Origin of the sequence: Arthrobacter sp. 2MCAF14 (assembly GCF_052115645.1) — a bacterium.
GTDB lineage: Bacteria > Actinomycetota > Actinomycetes > Actinomycetales > Micrococcaceae > Arthrobacter.
Map to the genome: position 1 here is coordinate 24854 of NZ_JBFRHB010000024.1, position 24808 is coordinate 49661.

Consider the following 24808-nt stretch of genomic DNA (forward strand, 5'->3'; position numbering starts at 1 on the left):
TCCAAGGATTCAGCGGGACGTTACCGCGAGGGCAGCAACCAGTCCGGCAGGAAGATCACGGCCGTCGGCCCTGGCCGGAAGCTCCAGGTCCCACAGCCCCGGCCTATCAAGCACCTCGAGGGAATCCGGGGCCACCCTGAGCCCTTCCCCCGTCATCTTCAACCAGGCTTCCTTGCGCGCCCACAAGCGTGCGCGCGCTTGCGCCCGGCGCCCGGGTTCCAGCGCCTTGAGATGGCGCTGCTCCCGTGCGGTCAAGGCAACGTCGTCAAAGCCGGCGAACTCCGTACCCGCGGCATTCTCCAGATCGACGCCCACCCGGAGCCCCGGTTCCGGATGCACGACGGCGGCAAACAACACCCAGCCCGACGACCGTGAGGCGCTGAGCGCCAAGGGTGCGGGGCCGCCGTCGAGCAGGTATCCAGGCCGGCCATGCGCGATGTCCGGACCGGCACCGCATTCCGGGCACTCGTAGGCCGCCTGGAGCTTCGATGCTGGAACACTCAGGAGGGTCGCGGCAAAGTTCTGCTGGGCCAACCTGGACGCCAGGAATTCCAGTCGCAGGACCGGGGCCATGGCGTCTGCCCGAAGGGTCTCGGCCGGAGACAGCAATTCCGCCGCCATCTTCTCGATGGCGGCGGAATCAGCAGGGTCCAAGGACTGGATGTGAACAGCCAACCCCTGGACCCCCGGGTTGATACTCGTCAGCGCTGGACTGCTCCGAATCGCTCTGCGGCGACGGCGACGGCGGCCTCACGTGCCTCCGATGCCTCGTCGGCGGTCAAAGTGCGGTCCGAGGCACGAAACCGCAGCCCGAACGCGAGCGACTTCTTGCCGTCTTCGATCCCCTGGCCCGCGTAGACATCGAACAAGGCGACGTCTTCGAGGAGTTCGCCAGCGCCTTCCCGCAGGGCGGACAGGACGGCGTCCGCCGGAACGTCCTGCGGCACCACAAGGGCTACGTCCTGGGTGGCCACCGGGAAACCGGAGATGTGCTTGGCGACAATGACGTCCGGAGCGGCGTCGAACAGTGCGTCCGCATTGAGCTCGAGGGCCACGGAGCGCGCCGGCATGTCATGTGCGGCGAGCAGCTTGGGGTGCAACTCGCCGGCGTAGCCCACGACGTCGCCGGAGCGAAGCGCCAACCGGGCGGCACGGCCCGGGTGGAACGCCTGGTGGCTGCCTTGGCTGACCACGAGCTCCACTCCGAGGACGTCGCCGACGAGCCGGGCAACATCCAGGGCGTCGGCCCAGTCCCAGGCACGCGGAGTGTGGGCCGCGGCTGCCGGGGAATCATGGCCCGTCAAAACAGCGGCGATGTGCAGCGGCTGGTCCGGGACGCCGTCGTACAGTCCGTCAAGGACCTCGTCGGAAGGCTTGACGCCCAGCGGCGGGATGGACGCCGTGCCCAGCTGGCCGTCGGGAAGGAACACCGAGCCTGCCTCGAAGAGCGCGAGGTCCCGGAACCCGCGGGAGTGGTTGCGGCGGGCAACCTCGATCAGGCCGGGAAGCACGGAGGTACGCAGGTAACCGTGTTCCTCGCTGATCGGGTTGGCCAGTTTGAGGGCGGTGCGCGCCGCGCCTTCCTCCGCAACTCCGAAGGTGTCATTGGCCGACTTTGAGACGAACGGATAGGAGAGGACCTCGGTGAGCCCTGCGTCGGCCAGCGCCTGGACCACGCGGCGTTTCTGCTGCTGGGTCCGGGTCAGGCCGCGGCCTGGAGGGGCGACGGGAAGGGTGGCCGGGATGTTGTCGTAGCCAACCAGCCTTGCGATTTCCTCGGAGAGGTCTTCCTTGGTTTCCAGGTCATTGCGCCAGCTCGGTGCCGTGACCACAAAGGAGCCGCCCACCTCGTCCCTCAGGACGATGGCGCCGAGGTCCTTAAGGGAACCCGTGATCTGCTCTTCCGTGAAGTCGATGCCGATCCTGGAGGCCGCGTAACCGGCCGGCAGCTCGATGGTCACGGCGTCCGGTGCTGTCCCGACGTCGGTGCCGGCTTCGTCTGCCGTTCCACCGGCCAGTTCAACCAGGAGGTCAACGACGCGTTGGGCAGCAACGTTGGCAACCTGCCAATCCACTCCGCGTTCGAAGCGCTTGGACGCCTCTGACGGCAGCTTGTGCCTGCGGCGGGACCGCCCGATCGAGACCTCGTCGAAGTGCGCAGCCTCGACCAGGATGTTGGTGGTCGAATCGGAAACCTCGGTGTTGGCTCCACCCATGACGCCGGCGATGCCGATCGCGCCGGAGTCGTCGGTGATCAGGAGGTCTTCGACGTCGAGCGCACGCACTTTGTCGTCGAGGGTGGTGATCTTCTCGCCCGCGACGGCGCGGCGGACCACGATATCGCCGGAAAGCTTGTCGAGGTCGTAGCAGTGGTTCGGCTGGCCGAGTTCGAGCATCACGTAGTTGGAAATGTCCACAGGCAGCGAAATGGAGCGGATGCCTGCCAGGCGCAGCCGGGAGACCATCCACGGCGGGGTGGGGCGGGTGGCGTCCACGCCGCGGACCGTGCGGGCCACGAAGCGGTCACAACCGGGCTTGCCGTAGATGGGAGCGTCGTCATTGAGCTTGACGCCGTAGCCGCCGGAGAGTGCCGCAGGGGCATTGACCTTCGCTGCCGGGTCCGTGAAGACGGTTCCGGTGGCGTGGGCATATTCGCGGGCCACGCCGCGGATCGAGAACGCGTAGCCGCGGTCCGGAGTGACGTTGATTTCGGCGGCTTCGTCGTAGAGGCCAAGGAGGGACATGGCGTCGGTGCCGATTTCGGGATCCAGGCCAATGCGGGAAAGCACCAGGATGCCGTCGTGGTCCTCACCGATGCCGAGTTCGCGTACGGAGGCGATCATGCCTGCGGACAGGTGCCCGTAGGTCTTGCGCGCGGAAATGTGGAAGTCACCCGGGAGCACGGCGCCCGGGAGGGTGACCACAACTTTGTCTCCCTCGACGAAATTGTGGGCACCGCAAATGATGCCCTGTACACCGGAGGGGTCGATGCCCTTGCCGGTCAGGGTCTGCTCCTGGCCTTCGGGGACCACGCGGACCTGGCACCAGTTGATGGTCTTGCCGTTGCTCTGCGGTTCCTTGACGAGGCTCAGGACCTGGCCCACCACGATGGGACCTTTGAGTTCGTCCGTGGGGCGGTGGACGGCTTCCTCTTCAAAACCGACCTTGACGAGTTCCGCCATGACGTCTTCGGCCGTTGCGTCGGCCGGAACCTGCGCGAATTCACGCAGCCATGAAAGTGGGATACGCACTGTTAGATCTCCATCCCGAAGTGCTCGCTGAAACGTACATCGCCTTCGATCATGTCGCGCATGTCGCCGACTTCGTTGCGGAACATGAGCGTGCGCTCGATGCCCATGCCGAAGGCAAATCCTGAATACTCGTCCGGGTCGATGCCGGCAGCGCGCAGGACGTTGGGATTGACCATGCCGCAGCCGCCCCACTCGATCCAGCGCGGGCCGCCCTTGGCACCGGGGTGCCAAATGTCCAGCTCCGCGGACGGCTCGGTGAACGGGAAGTAGTTGGGACGCAGCCGGATCTGTGCCTCGTCACCGAACATCTGCCGGGCGAAGTGCTCCAGAGTTCCGCGCAGGTCAGCCATGCTCAGCTTCTTGTCGATGGCAAGGCCCTCGAACTGGTGGAACACGGGCGTGTGGGTGGCATCGAGTTCATCGGTGCGGAATACCTTGCCCGGGCACAGCACATAGATGGGCACTTCGCGCTCCAGCATGGAACGGACCTGGACCGGGGAAGTGTGCGTGCGCATGAGCAGGTGAGCCTCCGGAGGCTCCACGAAGAAGGTGTCCTGCATTTCGCGGGCGGGGTGGTCGGGCTTGAAGTTGAGGGCGTCGAAGTTGAACCACTCGGACTCGACCTCGGGCCCTTCGGCGATTTCCCAGCCCATGCCCACGAAGATGTCCGCCACACGGTCCTGCAGCGTGGACAGCGGGTGGCGGGCGCCGGCACGGCGCCGCCGTGGCGCTGCCGTGACGTCGACGGTTTCCTCCACAAGGATGCGGGCGTCGTTTTCGGCTTCGAGCACGGCGGTCCGTGCCGCGAGCGCCTGGTTGACGCGGCCACGGGAGGAACCCATGAGCTTGCCTGCGGCGGCCTTCTGCTCCTTGGGCAGGCCACCGATTTCACGGTTGGCAAGGCTCAAGGGCGACTTCTCGCCGGTGTGCGCCAAGCGGACGGCTTTGAGTTCTTCGAGGGAGGATGCGGCAGCAATCGCGGCGACGGCTTCCTCAACGGCAGCGGTGATGGCGGCTTCATCCAGAGGGTTCGGGATGGCGGCGCCCGGCAAAGTGTCAGTCATCTACTGTTCTTAGCTACGAGTCGGAAATGGTCTTCACCAGGCAGGGCCATGGCAAAAGCAGGAGCGATGCTCGCTGGACGCGTCCGGCGGGCACTAACACCCAGTCTAGTAGAAGGGTTCGGCCGGGCTTTAACCCGTGACACCGTCCGGACGGCGTTCGCCAGCGCCCGGGGCTAGCATGGCCTCATGACACCGGTCCGCACCATCACTGTCACCGGAGAGGGAACCGCTGAAGCCGTTCCCGACCTGCTCACGCTCACGCTCGCCGTCGAGGTCAGGCGCGACGCCGCCGAAGCGGCCTATGGCGACGCCGGAGAGATCGCCTCGGCCGTGACGGAGGCCCTGCGCGGGCACGGTGCGGCCGGTCTTGACCTGCGGACCAGCGGCCTCAATCTGCGTGCCGAACTCGTCTGGGCCGAAAACCAGGGGCAAAAGGTCAGGGGCTATGTTGCATCAACCACGCTGGTTGCCCGGGTCGGGCCGCCGTCAGCGGCCCCCGCGGCCATATCCGCCGCGGTGGCTGCAGGCGGTGACAGCCTTCGCATCAACGGGATCGAACAAGGATTCACGGATGCCTCGGCCGTTGCGGCGCGGGCACAAGAGGCCGCATGGCGGGAAGCCGAAGCGAAGGCGGCCCGGTTTGCCGCACTTGCCGGCGGCCGGCTGGGGCAGGTCCTATCCATCGACCAGCGGCCGGGGCATGGATCGCCGGTGCCGATGATGGCCGGTATTCAGCGCGCCTCAGCGAGCGAGGGCGTGCCCATCGAAGCGGGCTCAGTGGCGGTTTCCACGAGCGTAGTGGTGCAGTGGGAACTGGATTCGACGGCTCCAGCCTTGTGAACAGCGCCAGGCTAGTGACAGCGCAAGCCTAGTGAACAGCTCCCGCGGACAGTTTCGCGTCCACCGGATTCCCAAGCGCGGTGCGAACGACGACGGCGATCCCCCGGCCCATGTCCTGCGTCGCCATGCCGGGCGCGGCACTGCCCTGCGGCAGCTGCGCTGTGTCATAGGGGACGTGGATGAAGCCGCCCCGGGGGCGGGGCGCAACAGCCCCGGCGAGCTCGTGCATCAGGGCATAGAACACGTGGTTGCATACGTACGTTCCGGCGGTCTGCGAGACTTCGGCGCGGATTCCAGCGATCTGAAGTGCTCGCAGCGCGGACTTCACCGGAAGCGTGCTGAAGTACGCCGCGGGCCCTTCCGGTACCACCGGCTCGTCGATGGGCCTGTTTCCGGCATTGTCCGGGATTCTGGCGTCATCGCAGTTAATGGCCACGCGCTCCAAGGAGAGCCGGTCCCGGCCGCCGGCGAGCCCGACGCAGATGACCAGCTCCGGGCGCACCCTCGCCATGGCCTCGCCCAGGACCGCAGCGGATTCCCCGAAAACGCACGGCAGTTCGAGCGTTTCCACTTCATGCCCTTCGGCGCGCAAAATTTCCTGCGCGTCGAGGACCGCAGCCCACGAGGGGTTGCTGGAATCGCCGCCAAAAGGCTCGAATCCCGTCAGCAGAATCATGAACCCACCCTAGCAAGGAGCTGGCCCGGCTTCAGGGCTCCCCGCCCGATCTTTCTTGGGCCTTCGTTCCGGGCCTTCCTTCGTCAAGCCTTCTTTCACCGGGCCTTCTTTCACTGGGCCTTGACAAGTGTTCGAACATATATTCGAATGGAGTCCATGAGATGGGACGCACAAGCACTTTCGCCACAACGTGGTCCGGCACCCGGAGACAACAGCAACAGCCTTCTGTCCGGAGCCGCCCCAGCAACGGACGCACTGCTGCCACTGGCCGGGCTTGTGCGTTCCGTCTCAACTCCCGAATTCTCCGGAGTCACCTTTCATGAGGTCACCGCCAAATCGGTGCTCAACAAGGTGGCGTCCGGTTCCCAGATGCCTTTCGAATGGACGGTCAACCCCTACCGCGGATGCAGCCACGCCTGTGTCTATTGCTTCGCCCGCAAGAGCCACACCTATCTGGAGTTCGATGCCGGACACGATTTCGATTCCCAGGTGATAGTGAAGATCAACGCGGCAGAGGTCCTGCGCAGGGAACTGTCCAAACCGTCGTGGGGCCACCATCATGTGGCCCTCGGCACCAATACGGATCCCTACCAGCGGGCAGAGGGCCGCTACCAGCTGATGCCGGGGATCATCCGGGCCCTGGCCGATTCCGGTACTCCGTTCTCCATCCTCACCAAGGGAACCCTCCTGGGCCGCGACATCCCCCTCCTCAAGCACGCCTCCAGCCAAGTGCCCGTAGACCTGGGCATCTCGCTGGCCATGACCGACGAAGCCTTGGCCTCGGCGGTGGAACCGGGCACGCCCGCACCGCGCGCCAGGCTCAAGCTCATCCGCCGGCTGCGCGAGGCCGGGCTGCGGTGCGGCGTCATGGCCATGCCCATCCTGCCGTGGCTGACGGACAGCGATGACGCTCTGGAGTCGCTCTTTACGGCGCTGTCCGACGCCGGTGCCACTGGCGTGACGGCCGGGGCGTTGTACCTGAAGCCGGGCACGCGGGAATGGTTCATGCAATGGCTGGCGGCGCATCACCCCGGCCTCGTCGGCAAGTACCGGCATCTCTACGGTCAAGGCTCGTACGCTTCGAAGGAATACAGGACCTGGCTAAGCGGCCGTATCAACCACTTCAAGGCCCGCCACGGCTTTTCCGGGAGCAGCGGTTTCAGCCACAGGAACGCCACGGCGAGCAAGGAAACACCGGATTCCTTTCCAGCGGGCCAGTCCACGCTTTTCTAGCCAGGTCTTCTCTAGCCAAGCAGCCCGGAGGCCACCCGCTCCAACAGTGCCCGGACAATCGGCAGGTCAGCAGGAATCCACGGCAAGGTGAACGCCTCGTCTCCATTGCCAAGCGGAACCCAACGGAGTTCGTCGTGGTCCTGGAGCGGACGCGGTTCGCCGTCAAGCAGTTCGGCGAACCATACCCTCATGACGGCCTGCTCGTTCAAGGGCCACCCAGCGGCTGCGTCCGGTTCCACTTCGGCCCCGAGCCGGACAGTGATCCCGAGTTCCTCGAGCAGTTCGCGGTGCAGCGCGTCTTCGAAGGACTCCCCCGCCTCCAGCTTGCCGCCCGGGAACTCCCACATTCCGGCGAATTGCGGCGGGGCGCTGCGCCTCGCAACGAGCAGCCTTTTCGGATTTTCAAGGGAATCGACGACGGCGGCGCCCGCCACGCTTATCAGTCCAGTCACCGCAACAGTCTATTGGCCGTCACGTCATCACCCTTGCCTATGGAAGTTGTCACATTCAGGGACATTCGCCGGAGACTCGCACTAAACTTGAAAGTCGGCTTTATTCCCTTCGAGTGACATCCCGCTCGCCCCCAAGAAACAGGACGATGACCACTACCGCTGTCAGCAAGACCTCCCAAAAGACCGGAAGCCGTCACGTGTCGCTGGCGATCTTCGCCCTTGCCATGGGTGGATTCGCCATCGGAACCACGGAGTTCACCATGATGGGCTTGCTCAAGGAGATCGAGCAGGGACTCAACATCAGCACTCCCGAGGCCGGGAACCTGATTTCCGCCTACGCCTTGGGTGTCGTAGTGGGTGCGCCGATCTTCGCGGCGCTGGGCGCCCGGCTCCCCCGCAAGCAACTTGCCTTGGGACTCATGCTTTTCCTCTCCATAGCGAACCTGACGTCCTTCATTGCACCGGACTACGGAACCATGTTGATCACGAGGTTTGCCTCGGGACTGCCGCATGGCGCCTTCTTCGGGATCGCCGCGGTCATTGCAGCAAGCCTGGTTGCTCCCACCAAGCGTGGTTGGGCGATTTCGATGGTCATGGGCGGACTGACCATCGCGAACGTCATCGGTGTTCCTGCGGCTACTTGGCTCGGCCAGACGTTCGGGTGGCGTCTGCTCTTCGTCGTGGTGGGCGTCATCGGCCTGGCCACCAGCGTGTTGTTGTGGAAGTTTGTCCCCTTTGAGCCTGCCCACCCCGAGGCAAGCATCCGGCGGGAACTTGGTGCCCTCAAGCGCATTCAAGTGTGGTTGGCGTTGCTGATCGGAATCATCGGATTTGGCGGCTTCTTCGCCACCTACACGTATATCTCCCACACGATGACTTCGGTGGCAGGGATTCCGCAGGCGCTGATACCCGTGGTAGTTGCCCTCTACGGACTCGGCATGGTGGCAGGCAATATCCTTGGCGGCCGTATCGCCGACAAGTCGGTCATGGGAACCATCTACCGGGTCCTTCCCCTCATCGCCTTGGCGCTGGTGGCCTACGCCGTCGCGGCCCACTGGGCGTGGTCCGCATTCATCATGGTCTTCATCGTCGGCGGTATCGGCTCCATGCTTATCCCGCCGCTGCAGACGCGCCTCCTCGACGCTTCACCGGACGCCCCGTCCTTGGCCTCTTCACTCAACCACTCGGCCCTCAACATCGCTAACGCCCTTGGCGCGTTCCTTGGCGGCGTGGTCATCGCTTGGGGCTGGGGATACGTTGCCCCTGCCCTCGTCGGGGCTGTCCTGGCAATCCTGGGGCTCGGCGTCGCGGGCATCAGCGGCTGGTTGGAACGCAAGCGGCCACTGGCGGCATAGTGCCGCCGCGGGCTTCCTCAGACCTGGACCCGCTCGACGTCGGGCTCCAGGTAGATGACCCGGGCGATCGGTACTGCAGTGCGGATCCTGAGTTCGGCGGCGTCGATCGCTTTGGCAATGGCCTGACCGGTATCTGCCGCGCCTACGCTGATCTTCGCAGCGACAAGCAGCTCTTCCGGGCCCAGGTGCATGGTCTTGAGGTGGATGATGCGCGTGCCGTCGGACTCAATGGCTTCCGTGATGCGAGCGTTGTCCTCTTTGGTGGCTGATTCGCCCAGCAGCAAGGACTTGGTTTCCACCGCGAGCACCACGGCGATTCCCACAAGGAGCAACCCGATCATCCCTGTGCCCGCGGCGTCCCACAGGCCGTTGCCCGTGATGAGGGTCAGGCTCACGCCGCACAGCGCGAAAACGAGGCCCAGGAGGGCTCCGAAATCCTCCAGAAGGATCACGGGCAGTTCCGGTTGCTTGGCGTTGCGGATGAACTTGATCCAACTTTGTTTTCCGCGCTGGGGATTGGATTCGTGGATGGCGGTGCGGAACGAGAAGGATTCCGCCACAATGGCGCCGAGCAGCACGGCCAGCGGCACCCACCAGAAATCGCCTTCGATGGCGTGCGGGTGCTGGAATTTCTCCCAGGATTCGTAGAGCGCGAAGAGGCCTCCAACACTGAACAGCACAATCGAGACGATGAAGGCGTAGATGTAGCGCTCACGGCCATAGCCAAAGGGGTGTTCGGGACTTGCGGCCCGCTGCGCCCGCTTCCCGCCAAGCAGCAGGAGCAACTGGTTGCCGGAGTCGGCGACGGAGTGGATTGCCTCTGCCAACATGGACGACGACATCGTCAGCACGAATGCGACGAACTTGAGCACAGCGATCGCCAGGTTGGCGCTCAATGCCGCCACGATTGCCTTGGTACCGCCATTTGCAGCCACGAAAGCTCTACCTCTTCTTCGGTTCAGGGGATGTGAGTGAATCGGCAGGAACCGACCGCGGGATCGCGTCCTGCAAGCAATACCGTACCGGTTGAGAAATTGTCAGGAGTGCTGGGAGCGCGCGCTGGCGTAAAGGCATACGGTGGCGGCTGTGCCGAGGTTCAGGCTTTCCGCCGAACCGTAGACGGGCACTGCGACACGATGGTCAGCAAGCGCAAGCTCGGAGTCTGAAAGTCCTTGCGCCTCGTTACCGAACAGCCAGGCCGTCGGGGCTTCGAGTGCGTAGGCGGAGGGCGCTGCCGACGCGCCCAGGCGGCGTGCCGCGTTCTCGTCCTGAAGTTTGTCCAGATTGAGGGTGCCGTAACCGTCCGCTGCGAGGATCCCGATGCCGCGCTCCTTGCAGAGGGCCGCGAGCTCTTCGACGTCCGCACCCAGGACGACCGGCAGGTGGAAGAGCGAACCGGCCGTGGACCGCACGGCCTTCGGGTTGTAAATGTCCACGCTGGAGGCCGTCAAGACCACGGCATCCGCACCGGCAGCATCTGCGGCCCGAAGCACCGTCCCGGCATTGCCAGGATCGCGCACCTGGCACATGACAGCGATCAGCCGCGGCCCGGCGTCGAGCACTGATTCAAGGCTGACGTCCACAAAGCTGCAGACGGCCACAATCCCTTGGGGATTGACCGTGTCCGCCATGGCGGCCAGGACATCATCGTTCGCAAGCCGCAAGGCAACGCCGTCGGCGAGCTCGGCCAGTTCGGGAAGCCGGTCCAGGCAGCTTTCGCTCGCGAAGACTTCGTGTACGACGCCGGGCTCCCCTGCCGCGGTCCGCTCCCGGTGCAGGAGCAGCGCCTCGCGCACGGCCTGGGGGCCTTCGGCGAGGAACCGGCCACGCTTTAAACGCGCCGGGCGCCCGGCAAGCCTTGCGACATCCCTGACCCGATCGGCTCGGGGGTTGGACATCGGAAGTTCTTGCGGGCGCCCGGTTTCGTTCATATACAGAACTTTAGTGGCAGTTGCCACCGTCCCATGAACTGAGGCTACGTGCTACTCAGCAGCTTCAGCGGCAGGCTTCTTCGCAGCCTTGGCCTTGGGGGCCTTGGCAGCGGGCTCTTCCTCGGAAACGGAGGCCTTGACGGCCGGAGCAGCCTTGGTAGCGGCAGAAGTCTTGGCGGCAGCCTTCGGAGCGGCTTCGGCCTTGACGGCCGGAGCGGAGGTGTCGGCAGGCAGGGAATCCTTGGCAACCTTGACCAGCGCGGCAAAAGCGTTGGCATCGGAAACGGCCAGCTCTGCCAGCATGCGGCGGTCAACCTCGACCTCAGCGGCCTTCAGGCCCTGGATCAGACGGTTGTAGGTCAGGCCGTTGGCGCGGGATGCAGCGTTGATGCGCTGGATCCAGAGGCGACGGAAGTCGCCCTTCTTCTTGCGGCGGTCGCCGTAGCTGTACACAAACGAGTGCAGCAGCTGCTCTTTTGCCTTGCGGTACAGGCGAGACCGCTGACCGCGGTAACCCTTGGCCCGTTCAAGGACAACCCGACGCTTCTTGTGGGCGTTTACCGCCCGCTTCACACGTGCCACGTGCGTACTCCTTCAAAATTCTTATCCCAAGCTGCTACTGCCGGAAACCCGGCCGGCCTGAGAAGGCTTTGGTGTAGTCGGCAGCTGCCGGATGGCAGCAACCAGAAAACTTGGAACTTAGATGCCGAGCATCCTCTTGATGACCTTGGCATCGCCCTTGAAGACGATCTTGTCGCCGGCAAGGCGACGGGTCAGGGTGGAGGACTTGTGCTCCAGGTAGTGGCGGCGGTTGGCCTGCTGACGCTTCAGCTTGCCGGTACCGGTCAGCTTGAAGCGCTTCTTAGCACCACTGTGGGTCTTCATCTTCGGCATGGGAACCGATCTCCTTACGTGTCCGCAGACTGGGTCTGCAGTTCTTTCGTGCAGCCACCCCATGAAGGGCGGCTACTGCTTTCGTGCCGGGCAGAGGGATGCCCCTCCTGCGGCGTGACTAGTTGGTCTTGCGTGCCGCTGGCTTCGGAGCGGCCTTGGGGGCTGCCGGTCGAGCTGCAGGCTTCGGAACCGCGGGCTTCGCCATCGGTTTCGGTACTGGTGTAGCAGCAGGCCTGGGGGCAGCCGGTACAACAGGCTTCGGAGCTGCCTGCTCAGGAGCCTTTGCCGGTGCCGGAGCCTTTGCTGCTGCCTTCGCCGGCGCCGGTGCGGCAACCGGAGCTGCTTCAACCACGGGAGCTTCTTCGACTACCGGAGCTGCTTCAACCACAGGGGTTGCTTCAACCACAGGCGTTTCCTCGACAACCGTTTCCTCAGCGGCCGGAGTCTCTTCGACTTCAGCAGCCTCCGCCTCAACGGCTTCCGGCGCGGTTTCCTCAGCCTGGGTTTCCTCGGCCTGGGTATCCCCAGCCTGAGTCAAGAGTTCCGCCGGGAGCAAGTCGGCGAGTGACTGGGTCAAGGGAGCATCCTCGCCTGAGACGTCAATCCGGCCTGCAGCCTTGGCTTCATTCTGGGCTTTGGCTTCTGCACGCTGCGCCGCGCGGCGGGCCTCGGCCTTGGCCTCAGCCTTGTTCTTCAACGGACCAATCACCATGACCATGTTGCGGCCATCGATGCGCGGGCTGGACTCAATCACGCCAACTTCGGCAACGTCCTCAGCGAAGCGCTGCAACAGGCGGATGCCCATTTCAGGGCGCTGCTGCTCACGTCCACGGAACTGGATCATGGCCTTCACCTTGTCACCGGCACCGAGGAAGCGAAGCGCGTGGCCGCGCTTGGTCTCGTAGTCGTGGGTGTCGATCTTCAGGCGGAAGCGGATTTCCTTGAGAACCGTGTTGGTCTGGTTCTTGCGGGCCTCACGGGCTTTGACAGCGGCTTCGTACTTGTACTTGCCGAAGTCCATCAGCTTGCACACCGGAGGCTTCGCCTGCGGTGCAACTTCAACGAGATCCAGGTCAGCCTCGGCAGCCAGACGCAGGGCGTCCTCAATACGGACGATTCCAACCTGTTCGCCGGCAGGGCCGACCAAACGCACCTCGGGGACGCGGATACGCTCATTGATTCTTGGCTCGCTAATGTCAAAGCTCCTGTTGTTGTGATGAGTATTCCACCGGCAAATAGAGAAGGCCCCCAATTGCTGGCGCAATCGAAGGCCTCGAAGATCGGAGACGGCCCCTCAATGGGGCGTTCGCACCATTCAAGGCTGACCTTGAACGGTGTCCGACCAGGTACCCGGCAACTTACATCCCCGAAGGGAAACGGCTGACGCGGGTGGGAGAGAACTCCGCTTGCAAACTGAAAATCAATTCTACAGAAATCGGCAACCAACCGCACATTAACAATGGGTGGCCGAGCGCTGCGTGTGCCATGGGAAATGGCAACTTCCAGTCGGTCTGTGACAAGCTTACCAGCATGAGCACTTCAGACAGCAATTCCCTCGACCACGAGCCCGCCGGCACCGACGCCGGAGTAGGCCAGCAGATCCGCGACATTTCGGAAGTTCCGGCTGTTGAGGTCATCACCACCGGCGCCGTTCACCTCATGAGCGCAGCGGCCGTCAAGGTGGGCTTGGCCGACGACCCCCAAGCCGAGGAGCTCAAGGACCTGGACGAAGCGCGCAAACTGATCACCGCTTTGGCCGGCCTGGTCACCGCCGCAGCACCGGAAATCGGTTCGCAGCACGCGGGCCCCTTGCGCGATGGCCTCCGCTCCCTGCAACTTGCGTTCCGCGAAGCTTCCCTGATCCCGGACGAACCGGGCAAGGGCCCGGGCGAAAAGTTCACCGGCCCGGTCAACTGACACGGACTAACCCGTAGGACCGCGACGGCGGGCTGGCCTTTGGCCGGCCCGCCGTCGTCGTATCCTGGCGGCTTAGGCGCGACTCAGTTGGCGGGATCCCCGGCGCCGGCCTGGGTGATGGTCATGCTCCGGCGCCGACGAAGCTGGAGGAACAGCCCGGCAAGGCACAGCACCACTCCTGCCGTCCCGATGGCGACGAAGCCGGCCCACGGCCCCACGCCGTCGATGAAGAGCCCGGCGACCGGCGAACCGAAGGCCACGCCTGCTGTGAGGGCCGAGCCATACCAGCCCATTGCCTCGCCGCGCCGGTCCTCATCCACGATGTCGGCGACCTTTTCCGACGCCGCGGACAACACCGGCGCGCAGAGCAGGCCGGGAAGCAGGGACAACAAAGCAAGGGTCCAGGTGTCCCCGGCGAAGCCCATCGGGATGGTCAGTGCCGCCATGCCCAGCAGGAGCAGGATGGGTGAGACGGGCCGGTGCATGGCGCCGTAGATGAGCCCGCCGACTACCGAAGAGGCACACCAGAAGAAGAAAACAATTCCGATCTCGCCCTCGTGCCCGCCGCGTTGCAACACCGCGACGATTCCGACGTCGGTACCGCTCAGTACCATGCCGGATCCTGCGGCGACGGCGAACACGGCGGCGACCGCCGCAGTGAACCATGTGAAATTCCGGGCCATTTTTCCCCGCAGCCCGGAAGCTTGCGAGACCGTCGGGGCCATCTCTGAAGCGGCTTCCTGGAGATGGGCCGGCGCCGAGGCCACCACCGCGGCTTCGGCCGCATGGAGCTCATCGGCATCCCGGTCAGCCGTCTGGCCGGCATCCAGGACGCCCTCGCTGCGCGTGGGCGGGTTGAACCACAGCAGGAAGAGCCCGGCGGCCGAAGTGCACACGCCCACGATGGTCAGGCCGAGGACCGTGAATCCGCTGGTAGCCACAACTGCGCCCACCGCGGGGCCGATCATGAAGACCACTTCGGTGCCGATGGAGTCCAAAGCGTAGGCCGAACGCCGTTGCTCGCCATCAACCAGCACACCGAGGGACTGCCGGATAACGCTGAAGATCGGCAGTGTCAACAGGCCCCCGACGAAGACGAGCGGAAGGATCCATTCGTAGCTGACGTGCGGCACCACGGACCAAATCGCCAGCTCAGACACCACCGAAGGAATAAGCGCCTTGCGCAGGCCGACAGTGTCCACTCGCCGCCCTCGCCACGGAGCGCCAATCGCGATGCCGATGGTGAATACCGCTGCGGCAGCACCCGCGGCGGCGTATCCCTTGCCCAGGGTCAGCACGATGTGCAGGGTGAGCAGAACCCCCGCTGCAGAGTGCGGTATGCGGGCCACCATGCCGACCAGCAGGAGACGCCGCACGGACGTGATGGACAGCATCTCCCGGTAGAGAGAGAAATTCACGAGATACATCCCCTGTTCTGCCGAGGGCAGGACAAGGACGTTCCCCCTGTGCCTTCGGCTACTGTGCCGCCCGCTGCAAGCTGACTTCGATCGAGTCAACCCGCTCGGCGAACAATTCGTTCTGCGCCCAACGTCCGTTCAGCCCGGAGACGAGATCCTGCACCGCGGCGGCGTCCAAGCCGTCTTCGAGGTACAGCACCACGCGCAATTCAGGCCCGGGTCCCCCGCCGGCCATGGCCGATCCGGCGGCCGTGCGCGAAGCCATCCCCGATCCTGGCCGCATCTCCAGGCGCCGCACGGCGGGGTACGTCCCTGCCAAGGAATTGAGAGCAGCCTCCAGTTCATCATCAAGGTACGACGGCGTCCAGTCGCGCTGCTGCGCCAGTGACCACATGGCGGGCCGGCGCACCACGAAGGTGACATCCGAACCCGGATCCAGGACGAGCAACTGGGCTCCCTCCGACACGGCAGACAGGGCCGCCCGGGCCGCATAAACGGCGACGGGGCGGGCCTGCGGGTGCCACGCTTCAAGGGCGGCGGCCGAGGTGAACACAGGCATGGCCGTGCGGCCGTCCGGCGCTTTCAATGTCACGAGCGCCATGTCGGCCTGTTTGTCGGCATGGAGGCCATCCACGCCCTCGGCTTCCTCAGCGAGCTGGGCCACCACCGGGACAAAGACCCTGGCCGTCGCCAACGAAGCCACCACGCCGGCCTCGCTGCCGGTACCGGCGAGCAGGGCCGCGACGGCGGCGAGGTACCCGGCGTCGGCTGTTCCCTCGTCGTCGTCGAAATTATGTATCCTGGCGGCGTCTCCGCTCAGGTCGCGGCCCGCCCAGGGCTGGCCGGCAGAATCGCCTGCTCCCCCGGCGCCCGCCAGGGCAGCAGCGATGTGCCCGGGCAACTGCCGGGGTGCCGGAGCCGAAGCCTTGTCGGCAGCAGGGGACTGTGGATCCTGCGACATCAGCGGCGGCCGGCTACGTCCAGGGCTTCCGGAAGCGTGAAGGCACCGGCGTACAGCGCCTTGCCAACGATCGCTCCTTCGACCCCGAGCGGCACGAGTTCCCGCAGGACGCGCAAGTCCTCGAGGCTGGAGATGCCGCCCGACGCAACGACAGGTTTGCCGGTCTTTTCCACCATCTGGCGCAACAGCTCGACGTTGGGACCCTGCAGGGTTCCGTCCTTCGTGACGTCGGTGACTACGTAGCGGGCGCAACCGGCGTCCTCAAGGCGGGCCAGCACCTCCCAGAGATCCCCGCCCTCCTTGGTCCAGCCCCGGCCCGCGAGCGTCGTGCCGCGGACATCGAGTCCGACGGCGATCTTGTCACCGAAGCGGTTGATGGCCCGACGGGTCCATTCGGGGTTCTCCAACGCGGCGGTTCCGAGGTTCACGCGGGCGACGCCGAGTTCGAGCGCGCGTTCGAGGGATTCGTCGTCGCGCAGTCCGCCGGACAGCTCAACCTTGACGTTCAGCTGCGAGACCACCTCGCTGATGAGGTCGGCATTGTTGCCCCGGCCGAAAGCGGCGTCCAGGTCCACCATGTGCACCCATTCTGCTCCGGCGTTCTGCCAGTTCAGTGCAGCTTCCAGCGGAGTTCCGTAACTGGTCTCGGAGCCGGCTTCTCCCTGAAGGAGACGGACCGCCTGGCCGTCCACGATGTCGACGGCGGGCAGGAGTTCCAGAACGGGCAGTTCAGAGGGGGTAGTCATTGATGTCCTCGGTGTCGTGGGACGGGCGTCAGTTGCCCGGCAGCTTATTTGGCAGGCAAGTCATTTGGCAGGCAGGTCATTTGGCAGACAGGGTGAAGAGGTAGGCCGCCAGCAGTGCCAGGCCGGCGAGTACGTAGAACGAAATGGAGACCCAGGCGGGGCGTTTCTGCTGGTGGAAGGAGATTCCGCCGCCAACCAGCAGCCCGGCCGCGCCCATGAAGATAACGGACCACATCTTAGGCAGCGCCTCCGGCCTCGGTCGCCTGCGGCTGGGTTTTTGCTGGCGGGCGCAAGCCATCGACCCAGTTACGCAGGAGCCGGGCTCCGGCGTCGCCCGACTTCTCGGGGTGGAATTGCGTAGCGCACAACGGACCGTTCTCCACGGCCGCGATGAAGCGGGCACCATGCTCGGACCAGGTCACCATCGGCGGAGCCATGCGGGGTTGGACGACGTCGAATTCCCACTTCTGCACGCCGTACGAGTGCACGAAATAGAACCGTTCGTGCTCGACGCCGGCGAACAGCTTTGAGCCTTCGGGCACGTCTACGGTGTTCCAGCCCATGTGCGGGACAACGGGCGCTGGCAGGAGTTCCACCTTGCCGGGCCACTCGCCCATGCCTTCTGCCTCGGTTCCGTGCTCCACTCCGGCCTCGAACAAGACCTGGAGCCCGACGCAGATGCCCAGGACGGGCCGGCCTCCGGCAACACGACGGCCGATCATCCGGATGGCGTCTACCGCCTTGAGTTCGCGCATCACCGTTTCGAAGGCGCCGACGCCGGGGACCAGGAGCCCGTCAGCATTCAGGACATCTTCGGGCTTGGCGCTCAACGTGACCGCCGCTCCGGCACGCTCAAGCGCCCGGACCGCCGAGCGGACATTGCCCGAGCCGTAGTCAAGGACCGTTACGGTCGGTTTTCCTTCAGGCGAGACAATGCGGCTGGCGGCCTTCGGATCCACGACAGCGCCATCCTTGAGGATGTGCCGACTCACAAGGCGCCCTTGGTGGACGGAATGCCTTCGACGCGAGGGTCGGACTCAACGGCGGAGCGGAGCGCACGGGCGAACGCCTTGAACTGGGCCTCCACGATGTGGTGCGGATCCCGGCCGGCCAGGACATTCATGTGAAGGCAGATGCCGGCGTGCAGGGTGATGGCCTCGAAGACGTGGCGGGTCAGCGAACCGGTGAAGTGTCCACCGATCAGGTGGTATTCCTGGCCGGCGGGCTCACCCCCGTGGACCAGGTAAGGGCGTCCGGAGACGTCGACGACGGCGTGGGCCAGCGCTTCATCCAACGGGACCGTGGCCTCGCCGAAGCGACGGATCCCCGCTTTGTTGCCCAAGGCGGTGCGCAGGACCTCACCGAAGGTAATGGCGACATCCTCCACAGTGTGGTGGGCGTCGATGTGCGTGTCCCCGGTCGCCTTGACGGTCATGTCGATGAGCGAATGCTTGCAGAGCGCCGTCAGCATGTGGTCATAGAACGGCACCGAGGTACTGATATCCGAGACTCCCGTGCCGTCGAGGTTGATTTCAACCAGGACGGAGGACTCACTCGTGGTGCGTTCCATGCGTGCTGTCCGGGCGGCCGCCGTGCTGGCGCCGTTTTCGCTCATCGATATGTCCTTAGGAGGAAGGAGTGGTGGGACTTGTTCAAGTCTAGGCCGGTGCGGAGACCTGGCCGTCCAGCAAGGCTTCGAGCGCCTTGAGGAATGCGGTGGTCTCGGGCTCCGTACCGGCGGTGACGCGGAGGTGGCCCGGTATGCCGACGTCGCGGATCAGGACTCCACGCTCCAGCAGGCCCTGCCACAGGGCGTGGGGATTTTCGATTCCGCCGAAAAACACGTAGTTCGAATCCGAGGCGGCCGGCCTGAAGCCCATGCGGGTCAACTCGCTGACAATGCGATCGCGTTGGACCTTGATGTCCTCGACGTCGGCCATGAGGGCCTCGCGGTGCCGGAGTGCGGCCAGCGCGGTTGCCTGCGTGATGGCTGAGAGGTGGTATGGAAGGCGTACCAGACGGATCGCATCGGCGATCTCGGGGGCAGCCGCCATGTAGCCGATGCGTGCACCGGCGAGGGCGAAGGCCTTGCTCATGGTGCGGGAGACAATAAGGCGCTCCCGCCCAGGGAGGAGCGTCAAGGCACTCGGCGTGTTGTCGTGGGCGAACTCGTGGTAGGCCTCGTCCACGATCACCACGGTCTGGCTCGCCTCGCCGGCCTCGTACACGGCTTCGACGACGTCCAGCCCAAGCCCCGTGCCGGTGGGGTTGTTTGGCGAGCAGAGGAACACGACATTCGGCTTGAGCTCGCGAACCTGCGCGGCGGCCGAGGCCGCATCGAGTCCATAGTCCTCGGCGCGAACTCCCGCGATATATCCCGTGTCGGTTCCGCTGGCCAGCAATGGGTACATCGAGTACGTGGGCGGGAAACCAAGCGCGGTCCGGCCCGGGCCGCCGAAGACCTGGAGGATCTGCTGCAGCACCTCATTGGAACCGTTGGCTGCCCAGATGTTCTCGGCCGCAAGGTCGTGGCCGAGGTACTCCGCAAGGGCCTCGCGTAGTTCTGTGAACTCGCGGTCGGGATAGCGGTTCAGTCCGACGGCGGCTGCCGCTACCGCTTCGGTGATGGCCGCCTGGACATCGGCCGGCACGCCATGCGTGTTTTCGTTGACGTTGAGCAAAATCGGAACATCAAGCTGCGGCGCGCCATACGGGCTCAGGCCGCGGAGGTTGGTCCGGAGGGGAAGTCGGTCAAGTCGCTCAAGCTGGTCACTCACCATGACAGTTTAAGGTGCCGCGGCCGATGCCCTGAAACTGTGACGGCCCGGCACCCTTTCAGACGAGCTGCCAGCCCGGACAGCGTCGCTGTTAAGTGGCCGGAATGAACAGTTGCTGGCCCGGCACGATGTGGCCGTCCTGAAGGTTGTTCAGCTGGATAATCTCGGCAACGACGTCGCGTGGATCCCGGGACGGGGCGGCGATTCCCGCAATCCCCCACAAGGACTGGCCCACTTGTACCGTGACGCTCGTACTCGAGGTGGGCTGCAGCTCGGCGGCGGAATCAGCAGCCTTGGCCGGCGAATTCAGGAATCCCGCCAGGCTGAGCAGCACTGCGACCAAGAGCATTGCCGGGACGCCGAAGAAGACCATGCGGCCCCGGCGGGTCAGGCGAAGCCGGCCCGGTGCCGTACTGCGGCCGGACCGGTGGGTGATGGTGATTGCGGACATGAGCTGAGCCCTTCTGAACAATGCCGCGTTCCGGAATCCCTGGTTGCGGCTGCCAATTCTTGCCTTCAGTCAGTGCTTGCAGGACGGCTATTCGTTGATCTGTTCGAACGATTCGAACGAACACCCGGATCCCGCATCACTTTTATAGAACACATATTCGAACCTTGCTATGACATTTTTAGCACCTATCAACGAACGATGTCGAGACTCGCTAGAACAAATGTTTGAAAAACGCCAGCGCCTGCCCTACGTTTGAGTGAAGGAAAGAGCACTGAACCAGTGCAACAGGAGGGTCTGACATTTCAGGCCGACAGTCCCGCAGGCGCCTCAGGGCCGAACGGGCGGAACGGAAGGGCGTTGGCGAACATGGCAGCGAAAGCCACTGGCAGCGGGCCGGCCTCAGCGCGGAGCCAGCAGCCGCAGAAGGCCCCCAAGAGCCTGACCGTCCGCCAGAAGAAAATCCTGGAGACCATCCAACGTTCGGTGAACGATCATGGCTATCCGCCGTCGATGCGTGAAATCGGGGACACCGTCGGCTTGGCGAGCCTGTCCAGCGTCACGCACCAGTTGTCACAGCTCGAGAAGCTCGGCTATCTTCGTCGCGATCCCAAGCGCCCGCGTGCAATGGAAGTCCTCATGCCGTTGACCCTCGACGGCGGCTCTGTCATACCCGGCGTTGAATCGCCGGCGAAACTCCGCAGCGCGGGCGGCCTGGCTGTGACGGAACTTGCGAGTGCCAGTGACACGGCCATGGTTCCCCTCGTCGGGCGCATTGCTGCCGGTGGACCTATCCTGGCGGACCAGACCGTTGAAGACGTACTGCCTCTGCCCCGTCAATTGGTAGGCCATGGCGAGCTCTTCATGCTGAGAGTCGCCGGTGATTCCATGATCGACGCCGCTATCTGCGATGGAGACTGGGTGGTGGTTCGGCGTCAGAACGACGCACTCAACGGCGACATCGTGGCCGCACTCCTGGACGACGAAGCCACTGTCAAGACCTTCCGGCAGCGCGACGGCCACACGTGGCTGCTCCCCCAGAACACGCAGTACGAACCCATCCTCGGCGACCATGCCACCATCATGGGCAAAGTCGTCTCGGTCCTGCGCTCCCTTTAGGACGCGCTCGCCCCAGGACGGGTCCGCTTGAGCAAGCGCGCGCCTTAGGCCTTGGCTGACTCGGCGTAAAGACGTTCGAGCGCACCGCGCACCACGGAACGGTCCGTGGTGGGCCAGAAGGGCGGCAACGCTGCCCTGAGGAAATTGCCGTAGCGCTCCGTCGAAAGCCGCGAATCCAGGACCGCCACAACCCCTTTGTCCCCCGTTGAGCGGATGAGACGGCCGGCCCCTTGGGCTAGCCGGATGGCAGCGTGCGTCGCCGAAACTGCCATGAAACCGTTGCCCCCGGCCTGCGCCACCGCGCGCGACCGTGCCGTCATCAGGGGATCGTCCGGACGAGGGAACGGTATCCGGTCAATCACTACCAGCCGGCATGAACCGCCCGGAACGTCAACGCCCTGCCAAAGGGACATGGTGCCGAACAGGCACGTGTCTTCCTCCTCGGCAAACTGCCTCACCAACGCGGCCATGGTCGATTCGCCTTGGCACAGGATGTCCACGTCCAGGCGTGACCGCATCGCTTCCGCTGCGTCCTCCGCCGCACGTCGGGAAGAGAAGAGGCACAAGGCCCCGCCGTGCGAGGCCTTGATGAGCTCTTCAAGTTCGTCGAGGGCTTCGGGCGAGGTGCCGCGCCCCGGCTTGGGCAGGTGCTTGGCGACGTACAGCATGCCTTGCTTCGGGTAGTCGAAGGGCGAGCCTACATCCACGCCGGTCCAGCTGGGGGCGCCTTGGCCAGTCAGGCCCAGTCCTCCGGCTGTGGCCTCGAATGCAGAGCCGATAGCCAAGGTGGCGGAGGTCAACACCACGGTATGGCCCGCGAAGAGCCCTTCCCGGAGGCGTCCGGCAACGCTGAGCGGCGCGATATTGATGAGAGCAGGCGAATCCTCGTCGGGCGCCGTGTAGCCCTGCTGCGGATCAAAGGTACTGTTCCGGGAAAGCCACACGACTTCCCGGTTTTCCCGGGCTGAGAGCAGCCGTTCGCACAGCTCGAGGATCAACATCAGCCGTGAGCGCACGAGCTGGCGTCCGCCGTCGACGGTGTTGGACGAATCTCCCTTCGAGTCGGAAAGCGCTGCACGGCAGGCTTCCCGGAGCTGGTCCACGCAATCAAGTTGTTCGTCATTGAGCCCGTTGGGCAGGAGGCCCGAGGGCGCACCGATGATCGCGAGTTCCAAGCGGTCCGCGGCGGCGTTCAGGGCGTCCACAGTGATGGCCGTGTGTTTGCGGGCGCTCGAGGCAGCGGCATGGATCATCGCGACGGACAGCTGCCCGGACACAGCTCCGGTCACGCGGTCCTGGAGCTCGTGGGCCTCGTCCACCACGACTACGTCGTATTCGGGCAGCACGGCCAGGCCTTCGAAGGCGCTGACTGCGAGCATCGCGTGATTGGTGACCACGACGTCGGACTCCGCGGCACGGTGGCGGGCCAGCTCGCTGAAGCACTCTTCCGCCATGGGACACTTCTGCGCCCCGAGGCACTCCATCGACGTGACGGATACTTGGCGCCAGGCCCGGTCCGTCACGCCCGGCATCAGTTCGTCCCGGTCCCCCGTCGTGGTCTTGCCGGCCCACTCGCGAAGCCGCAGGACTTCCTTGCCGAGCTGCGAGGCCGGGCCGCCGATGGCTGCGGCGAGATGCGGAACGCTCGTGTCCTCGCCGAGGGAGAACAACTGCCCCTCAGCCGGCTCCTCGCTGGGGAACCCGCCCTCAAGCTTGTGCCGGCACACATAGTTGGCCCGGCCCTTGACCAGGGCGATGCTGACTGGGCGCTCGAGCTCCGGATTGATGGATTCCAGGAGACGGGGCAAATCCCGGCCTACGATCTGCGTCTGCAGGGCGAGGGTGGCCGTGGACACGAGCGTAGGCTTGTTGCTTTCCATCGCATGCGCAATCAGCGGAATCAAGTACGCGAGGGACTTGCCCGTGCCCGTGCCAGCCTGGACCAGGAGGTGTTCGCCGGACTCGATCGCCCGCGCCACCTGCCTGGCCATCTGGTGTTGGCCCGTGCGGTTCTGGCCGCCCATGCCGGCAACGGCTTTGTCCAGGAGTTCGAGGGCGGTACGTTCCCCCACGGTCCCGCCGCGCTCCCCCGCCTCTGGATCAACCATTGCTGACGAACGACTCCAGCTCGGCTGCCAGGTTCTCATGGACCATGGCCACCACGCGGGTGCCTTCCTCCTCATGCTCAAGGCTGAGGATTTCGGCGTCGGTGTTGTGCAGCTTGTTGATGAGCTCGCCCCGGTTGTATGGAATCAGAACCTCAAGCCGCACGCCAGGTCGCGGGATGGCTTCGCTGATGGCTCCAAGGAGTTCGGCAATGCCCTGTCCTGTGCGGGTGGACACGACGACGTGGCGGGGCTCTTTTTGCTTGAGCCGCTCCACGACAAACGGATCCGCGACGTCCGCCTTGTTCAGGACGATGATTTCCGGGATCTTCCGGGCATCCACTTCGCTGAATACCGTGCGGACCGCCGCGATCTGGCCTTCCGGATCGGGATGCGAAACGTCCACTACGTGGAGGATCAGATCGGCGTCGGCCACCTCTTCCAGCGTGGAGCGGAAAGCCTCCACGAGCTGGGTGGGCATCGAGCGCACGAATCCGACGGTGTCCGAGAGGGTGTAGCCGATCCCGTCAGGCGTCTGGGCCTTGCGGACCGTGGGATCCAGGGTGGCGAACAACGCGTTCTCCACGAGGACACCGGCATCCGTCAGGCGGTTGAGCAGCGATGACTTTCCGGCGTTCGTGTAACCGGCGATGGCGACCGAAGGAACGGCATTACGACGGCGGTTGGCGCGCTTGGTCTCGCGCGATGGCTTCATCGCGGCTATTTCACGCCGTAGCTTGGCCATGCGCGTGCGGATTCGACGGCGGTCCAGTTCGATCTTGGTTTCACCAGGACCACGGGAACCCATACCGGCGCCGGCACCACCCACCTGGCCACCGGCTTGGCGGGACATGGAATCGCCCCAACCACGCAGGCGCGGCAACAGGTATTCCAGCTGAGCAAGCTCAACCTGGGCCTTGCCCTCGCGGCTCTTGGCATGCTGGGCGAAGATGTCGAGGATCAACGTGGTGCGGTCCACCACCTTGACCTTGACGATGTCCTCAAGGCCACGCCGTTGGGATGGAGCCAGTTCGGCGTCGACCACCACGGTGTCCGCGCCGGTGGACATCACAATGTCCTTGAGCTCGATGGCTTTGCCTGAGCCGAGGAACGTTCCGGGGTCCGGCTTCATGCGGCGCTGGACGATCCCGTCCAGGACTTCCGAGCCGGCCGTTTCGGCCAGGGCGGCAAGTTCCCTCAGGGAATTCTCGGCGTCGGCCAGGGTGCCTTCGGTCCAAAGGCCTGCCAGCACGACGCGCTCAAGGCGCAGCTGCCGGTATTCGACCTCGGTGACATCTTCAAGTTCCGTGGACAGGCCCGCAGTACGGCCCAGGGCCCGGCGCTCGGCCAGATCCTCTTGATCGCCGTCGTAGATGCTGTGTTCTTCGTCCAGACGGGAAATCGCCTGGGCCTTGCCAAACACGCCCCGGGGTTCGTCGCGGTCCTGGACTATGGCAGGTGCGTCCTTGGAGAGAATCCGGTCGATGACAGCCTGGATTTCTTCAGGACTCATGTCCTGGGCGTCGGAATCGGGTCCGGTGTTCTTCTGCGTGGTCATGGTCTCCTTTAGGGGGTTCGGCACTTCCAGAATAGTGCCGATTCGTCTCTTGTGGCGCGGAAT

Annotated in this window: 25 protein-coding genes; 5 read left to right on the top strand and 20 right to left on the bottom strand. The window is 64.8% G+C overall.

Annotation, left to right across the window (positions count from 1 at the left end; genetic code table 11):
- Window positions 1–9 precede the first annotated feature (9 nt).
- Genes AB4074_RS16010 through pheS form a run of 3 tightly spaced genes read right to left on the bottom strand, consistent with a single transcriptional unit; the run spans window position 10 to window position 4315 of the window.
- Window positions 10–675, bottom strand: coding sequence for a 4'-phosphopantetheinyl transferase family protein (locus AB4074_RS16010; RefSeq protein WP_441414269.1), 666 nt, complete (start codon window positions 673–675; stop codon window positions 10–12).
- A 26-nt stretch (window positions 676–701) separates the two neighbouring features.
- Window positions 702–3251 (bottom strand): phenylalanine--tRNA ligase subunit beta, encoded by a 2550-nt coding sequence (pheT, locus tag AB4074_RS16015; RefSeq protein WP_441414270.1) that lies wholly within the window; start codon window positions 3249–3251, stop codon window positions 702–704.
- A gap of 2 nt (window positions 3252–3253) precedes the next feature.
- Complete coding sequence (gene pheS, locus AB4074_RS16020; protein WP_078105647.1) at window positions 3254–4315, bottom strand: phenylalanine--tRNA ligase subunit alpha; 1062 nt, start codon at window positions 4313–4315, stop codon at window positions 3254–3256.
- A 186-nt stretch (window positions 4316–4501) separates the two neighbouring features.
- On the opposite strand from pheS, the gene AB4074_RS16025 reads away from it, so the two are divergent.
- Entirely contained in the window at window positions 4502–5155 is a 654-nt protein-coding gene (locus AB4074_RS16025; RefSeq protein ID WP_441414271.1) for an SIMPL domain-containing protein, read from the top strand.
- A gap of 28 nt (window positions 5156–5183) precedes the next feature.
- Here the strand turns inward: AB4074_RS16025 and pcp are convergent, their stop codons facing one another.
- Entirely contained in the window at window positions 5184–5831 is a 648-nt protein-coding gene (pcp, locus tag AB4074_RS16030; RefSeq protein WP_441414272.1) for a pyroglutamyl-peptidase I, read from the bottom strand.
- A gap of 156 nt (window positions 5832–5987) precedes the next feature.
- Here pcp and AB4074_RS16035 point away from each other — a divergent pair, with 156 nt between their 5' ends.
- Window positions 5988–7064 carry an Rv2578c family radical SAM protein gene (locus AB4074_RS16035; protein WP_441414273.1) on the top strand — a complete coding sequence of 359 codons (1077 nt, stop codon included), beginning with the start codon at window positions 5988–5990 and terminating at the stop codon, window positions 7062–7064.
- A gap of 11 nt (window positions 7065–7075) precedes the next feature.
- On the opposite strand, the gene AB4074_RS16040 is transcribed toward AB4074_RS16035, so the two are convergent.
- Window positions 7076–7516 (bottom strand): (deoxy)nucleoside triphosphate pyrophosphohydrolase, encoded by a 441-nt coding sequence (locus tag AB4074_RS16040; protein ID WP_441414274.1) that lies wholly within the window; start codon window positions 7514–7516, stop codon window positions 7076–7078.
- Between the two features lie 146 nt (window positions 7517–7662).
- Between AB4074_RS16040 and AB4074_RS16045 the strand changes: the two genes are divergently transcribed.
- Window positions 7663–8871 (top strand): MFS transporter, encoded by a 1209-nt coding sequence (locus AB4074_RS16045; RefSeq protein WP_441414275.1) that lies wholly within the window; start codon window positions 7663–7665, stop codon window positions 8869–8871.
- A 17-nt stretch (window positions 8872–8888) separates the two neighbouring features.
- Here AB4074_RS16045 and AB4074_RS16050 read toward each other — a convergent pair whose 3' ends face one another.
- From AB4074_RS16050 to infC, 5 genes are all read right to left on the bottom strand, one after another.
- Window positions 8889–9806, bottom strand: a complete 918-nt coding sequence (locus AB4074_RS16050) for a cation diffusion facilitator family transporter (protein WP_441414276.1) — start codon at window positions 9804–9806, stop codon at window positions 8889–8891.
- A 102-nt stretch (window positions 9807–9908) separates the two neighbouring features.
- The gene (locus tag AB4074_RS16055) at window positions 9909–10802 is read right to left on the bottom strand and encodes a TrmH family RNA methyltransferase (RefSeq protein ID WP_441414277.1); all 894 of its coding nucleotides are present in this window, start codon (window positions 10800–10802) and stop codon (window positions 9909–9911) included.
- A 51-nt stretch (window positions 10803–10853) separates the two neighbouring features.
- Complete coding sequence (gene rplT / locus AB4074_RS16060) at window positions 10854–11384, bottom strand: 50S ribosomal protein L20 (protein ID WP_234753143.1); 531 nt, start codon at window positions 11382–11384, stop codon at window positions 10854–10856.
- Between the two features lie 117 nt (window positions 11385–11501).
- Window positions 11502–11696, bottom strand: a complete 195-nt coding sequence (gene rpmI / locus AB4074_RS16065) for a 50S ribosomal protein L35 (RefSeq protein ID WP_236816733.1) — start codon at window positions 11694–11696, stop codon at window positions 11502–11504.
- 118 nt (window positions 11697–11814) lie between these two features.
- Complete coding sequence (infC, locus tag AB4074_RS16070) at window positions 11815–12849, bottom strand: translation initiation factor IF-3 (protein WP_441414278.1); 1035 nt, start codon at window positions 12847–12849, stop codon at window positions 11815–11817.
- A gap of 377 nt (window positions 12850–13226) precedes the next feature.
- Between infC and AB4074_RS16075 the strand changes: the two genes are divergently transcribed.
- Window positions 13227–13613 carry a DUF1844 domain-containing protein gene (locus tag AB4074_RS16075; RefSeq protein ID WP_236816723.1) on the top strand — a complete coding sequence of 129 codons (387 nt, stop codon included), beginning with the start codon at window positions 13227–13229 and terminating at the stop codon, window positions 13611–13613.
- 83 nt (window positions 13614–13696) lie between these two features.
- Here the strand turns inward: AB4074_RS16075 and AB4074_RS16080 are convergent, their stop codons facing one another.
- The 8 genes from AB4074_RS16080 to AB4074_RS16115 form a co-directional block, all read right to left on the bottom strand.
- Complete coding sequence (locus AB4074_RS16080) at window positions 13697–15031, bottom strand: MFS transporter (protein ID WP_441414279.1); 1335 nt, start codon at window positions 15029–15031, stop codon at window positions 13697–13699.
- Window positions 15032–15089: 58 nt separating this feature from the next.
- Window positions 15090–15992 (bottom strand): SseB family protein, encoded by a 903-nt coding sequence (locus tag AB4074_RS16085; protein ID WP_441414280.1) that lies wholly within the window; start codon window positions 15990–15992, stop codon window positions 15090–15092.
- Complete coding sequence (gene priA, locus AB4074_RS16090) at window positions 15992–16738, bottom strand: bifunctional 1-(5-phosphoribosyl)-5-((5-phosphoribosylamino)methylideneamino)imidazole-4-carboxamide isomerase/phosphoribosylanthranilate isomerase PriA (protein WP_441414281.1); 747 nt, start codon at window positions 16736–16738, stop codon at window positions 15992–15994. Before priA ends, AB4074_RS16085 begins: the two co-directional genes overlap by 1 nt.
- A 76-nt stretch (window positions 16739–16814) precedes the next feature.
- The gene (locus AB4074_RS16095) at window positions 16815–16973 is read right to left on the bottom strand and encodes a hypothetical protein (RefSeq protein WP_441414282.1); all 159 of its coding nucleotides are present in this window, start codon (window positions 16971–16973) and stop codon (window positions 16815–16817) included.
- Window position 16974: 1 nt separating this feature from the next.
- Window positions 16975–17730 carry an imidazole glycerol phosphate synthase subunit HisH gene (gene hisH, locus AB4074_RS16100; protein ID WP_441414283.1) on the bottom strand — a complete coding sequence of 252 codons (756 nt, stop codon included), beginning with the start codon at window positions 17728–17730 and terminating at the stop codon, window positions 16975–16977.
- A complete protein-coding gene (hisB, locus tag AB4074_RS16105) occupies window positions 17727–18353 on the bottom strand; it encodes an imidazoleglycerol-phosphate dehydratase HisB (protein WP_234753135.1) in 627 nt (208 codons plus the stop codon). The genes hisH and hisB overlap by 4 nt, the downstream gene beginning before the upstream one ends.
- Window positions 18354–18396: 43 nt before the next feature.
- Entirely contained in the window at window positions 18397–19515 is a 1119-nt protein-coding gene (locus tag AB4074_RS16110) for a histidinol-phosphate transaminase (RefSeq protein WP_441414284.1), read from the bottom strand.
- A gap of 91 nt (window positions 19516–19606) precedes the next feature.
- Entirely contained in the window at window positions 19607–19966 is a 360-nt protein-coding gene (locus AB4074_RS16115; protein ID WP_441414285.1) for a LysM peptidoglycan-binding domain-containing protein, read from the bottom strand.
- Window positions 19967–20332: 366 nt separating this feature from the next.
- Here AB4074_RS16115 and lexA point away from each other — a divergent pair, with 366 nt between their 5' ends.
- On the top strand, window positions 20333–21082 hold the full coding sequence (gene lexA, locus AB4074_RS16120; RefSeq protein ID WP_236816708.1) for a transcriptional repressor LexA: 750 nt from the start codon (window positions 20333–20335) through the stop codon (window positions 21080–21082).
- A gap of 44 nt (window positions 21083–21126) precedes the next feature.
- Here lexA and AB4074_RS16125 read toward each other — a convergent pair whose 3' ends face one another.
- On the bottom strand, window positions 21127–23190 hold the full coding sequence (locus AB4074_RS16125; protein ID WP_441414286.1) for an ATP-dependent DNA helicase: 2064 nt from the start codon (window positions 23188–23190) through the stop codon (window positions 21127–21129).
- Window positions 23183–24745: a GTPase HflX gene (hflX, locus tag AB4074_RS16130; protein ID WP_441414287.1), complete on the bottom strand. Its 1563-nt coding sequence runs from the start codon at window positions 24743–24745 to the stop codon at window positions 23183–23185. The genes AB4074_RS16125 and hflX overlap by 8 nt, the downstream gene beginning before the upstream one ends.
- Window positions 24746–24808: the final 63 nt, after the last annotated feature.

What these genes read in the sequence shown, in the direction of transcription:
- pheS (WP_078105647.1), bottom strand. Translation starts at nt 4,315, where the DNA reads ATGACTGACACTTTGCCGGGCGCCGCCATCCCGAACCCTCTGGATGAA.
- AB4074_RS16025 (WP_441414271.1), top strand. Translation starts at nt 4,502, where the DNA reads ATGACACCGGTCCGCACCATCACTGTCACCGGAGAGGGAACCGCTGAA.
- pcp (WP_441414272.1), bottom strand. Translation starts at nt 5,831, where the DNA reads ATGATTCTGCTGACGGGATTCGAGCCTTTTGGCGGCGATTCCAGCAAC.
- AB4074_RS16035 (WP_441414273.1), top strand. Translation starts at nt 5,988, where the DNA reads ATGAGATGGGACGCACAAGCACTTTCGCCACAACGTGGTCCGGCACCC.
- AB4074_RS16045 (WP_441414275.1), top strand. Translation starts at nt 7,663, where the DNA reads ATGACCACTACCGCTGTCAGCAAGACCTCCCAAAAGACCGGAAGCCGT.
- AB4074_RS16055 (WP_441414277.1), bottom strand. Translation starts at nt 10,802, where the DNA reads ATGAACGAAACCGGGCGCCCGCAAGAACTTCCGATGTCCAACCCCCGA.
- rpmI (WP_236816733.1), bottom strand. Translation starts at nt 11,696, where the DNA reads ATGCCGAAGATGAAGACCCACAGTGGTGCTAAGAAGCGCTTCAAGCTG.
- AB4074_RS16075 (WP_236816723.1), top strand. Translation starts at nt 13,227, where the DNA reads ATGAGCACTTCAGACAGCAATTCCCTCGACCACGAGCCCGCCGGCACC.
- AB4074_RS16085 (WP_441414280.1), bottom strand. Translation starts at nt 15,992, where the DNA reads ATGTCGCAGGATCCACAGTCCCCTGCTGCCGACAAGGCTTCGGCTCCG.
- priA (WP_441414281.1), bottom strand. Translation starts at nt 16,738, where the DNA reads ATGACTACCCCCTCTGAACTGCCCGTTCTGGAACTCCTGCCCGCCGTC.
- AB4074_RS16095 (WP_441414282.1), bottom strand. Translation starts at nt 16,973, where the DNA reads ATGTGGTCCGTTATCTTCATGGGCGCGGCCGGGCTGCTGGTTGGCGGC.
- hisB (WP_234753135.1), bottom strand. Translation starts at nt 18,353, where the DNA reads ATGAGCGAAAACGGCGCCAGCACGGCGGCCGCCCGGACAGCACGCATG.
- AB4074_RS16115 (WP_441414285.1), bottom strand. Translation starts at nt 19,966, where the DNA reads ATGTCCGCAATCACCATCACCCACCGGTCCGGCCGCAGTACGGCACCG.
- lexA (WP_236816708.1), top strand. Translation starts at nt 20,333, where the DNA reads ATGGCAGCGAAAGCCACTGGCAGCGGGCCGGCCTCAGCGCGGAGCCAG.
- AB4074_RS16125 (WP_441414286.1), bottom strand. Translation starts at nt 23,190, where the DNA reads ATGGTTGATCCAGAGGCGGGGGAGCGCGGCGGGACCGTGGGGGAACGT.
- hflX (WP_441414287.1), bottom strand. Translation starts at nt 24,745, where the DNA reads ATGACCACGCAGAAGAACACCGGACCCGATTCCGACGCCCAGGACATG.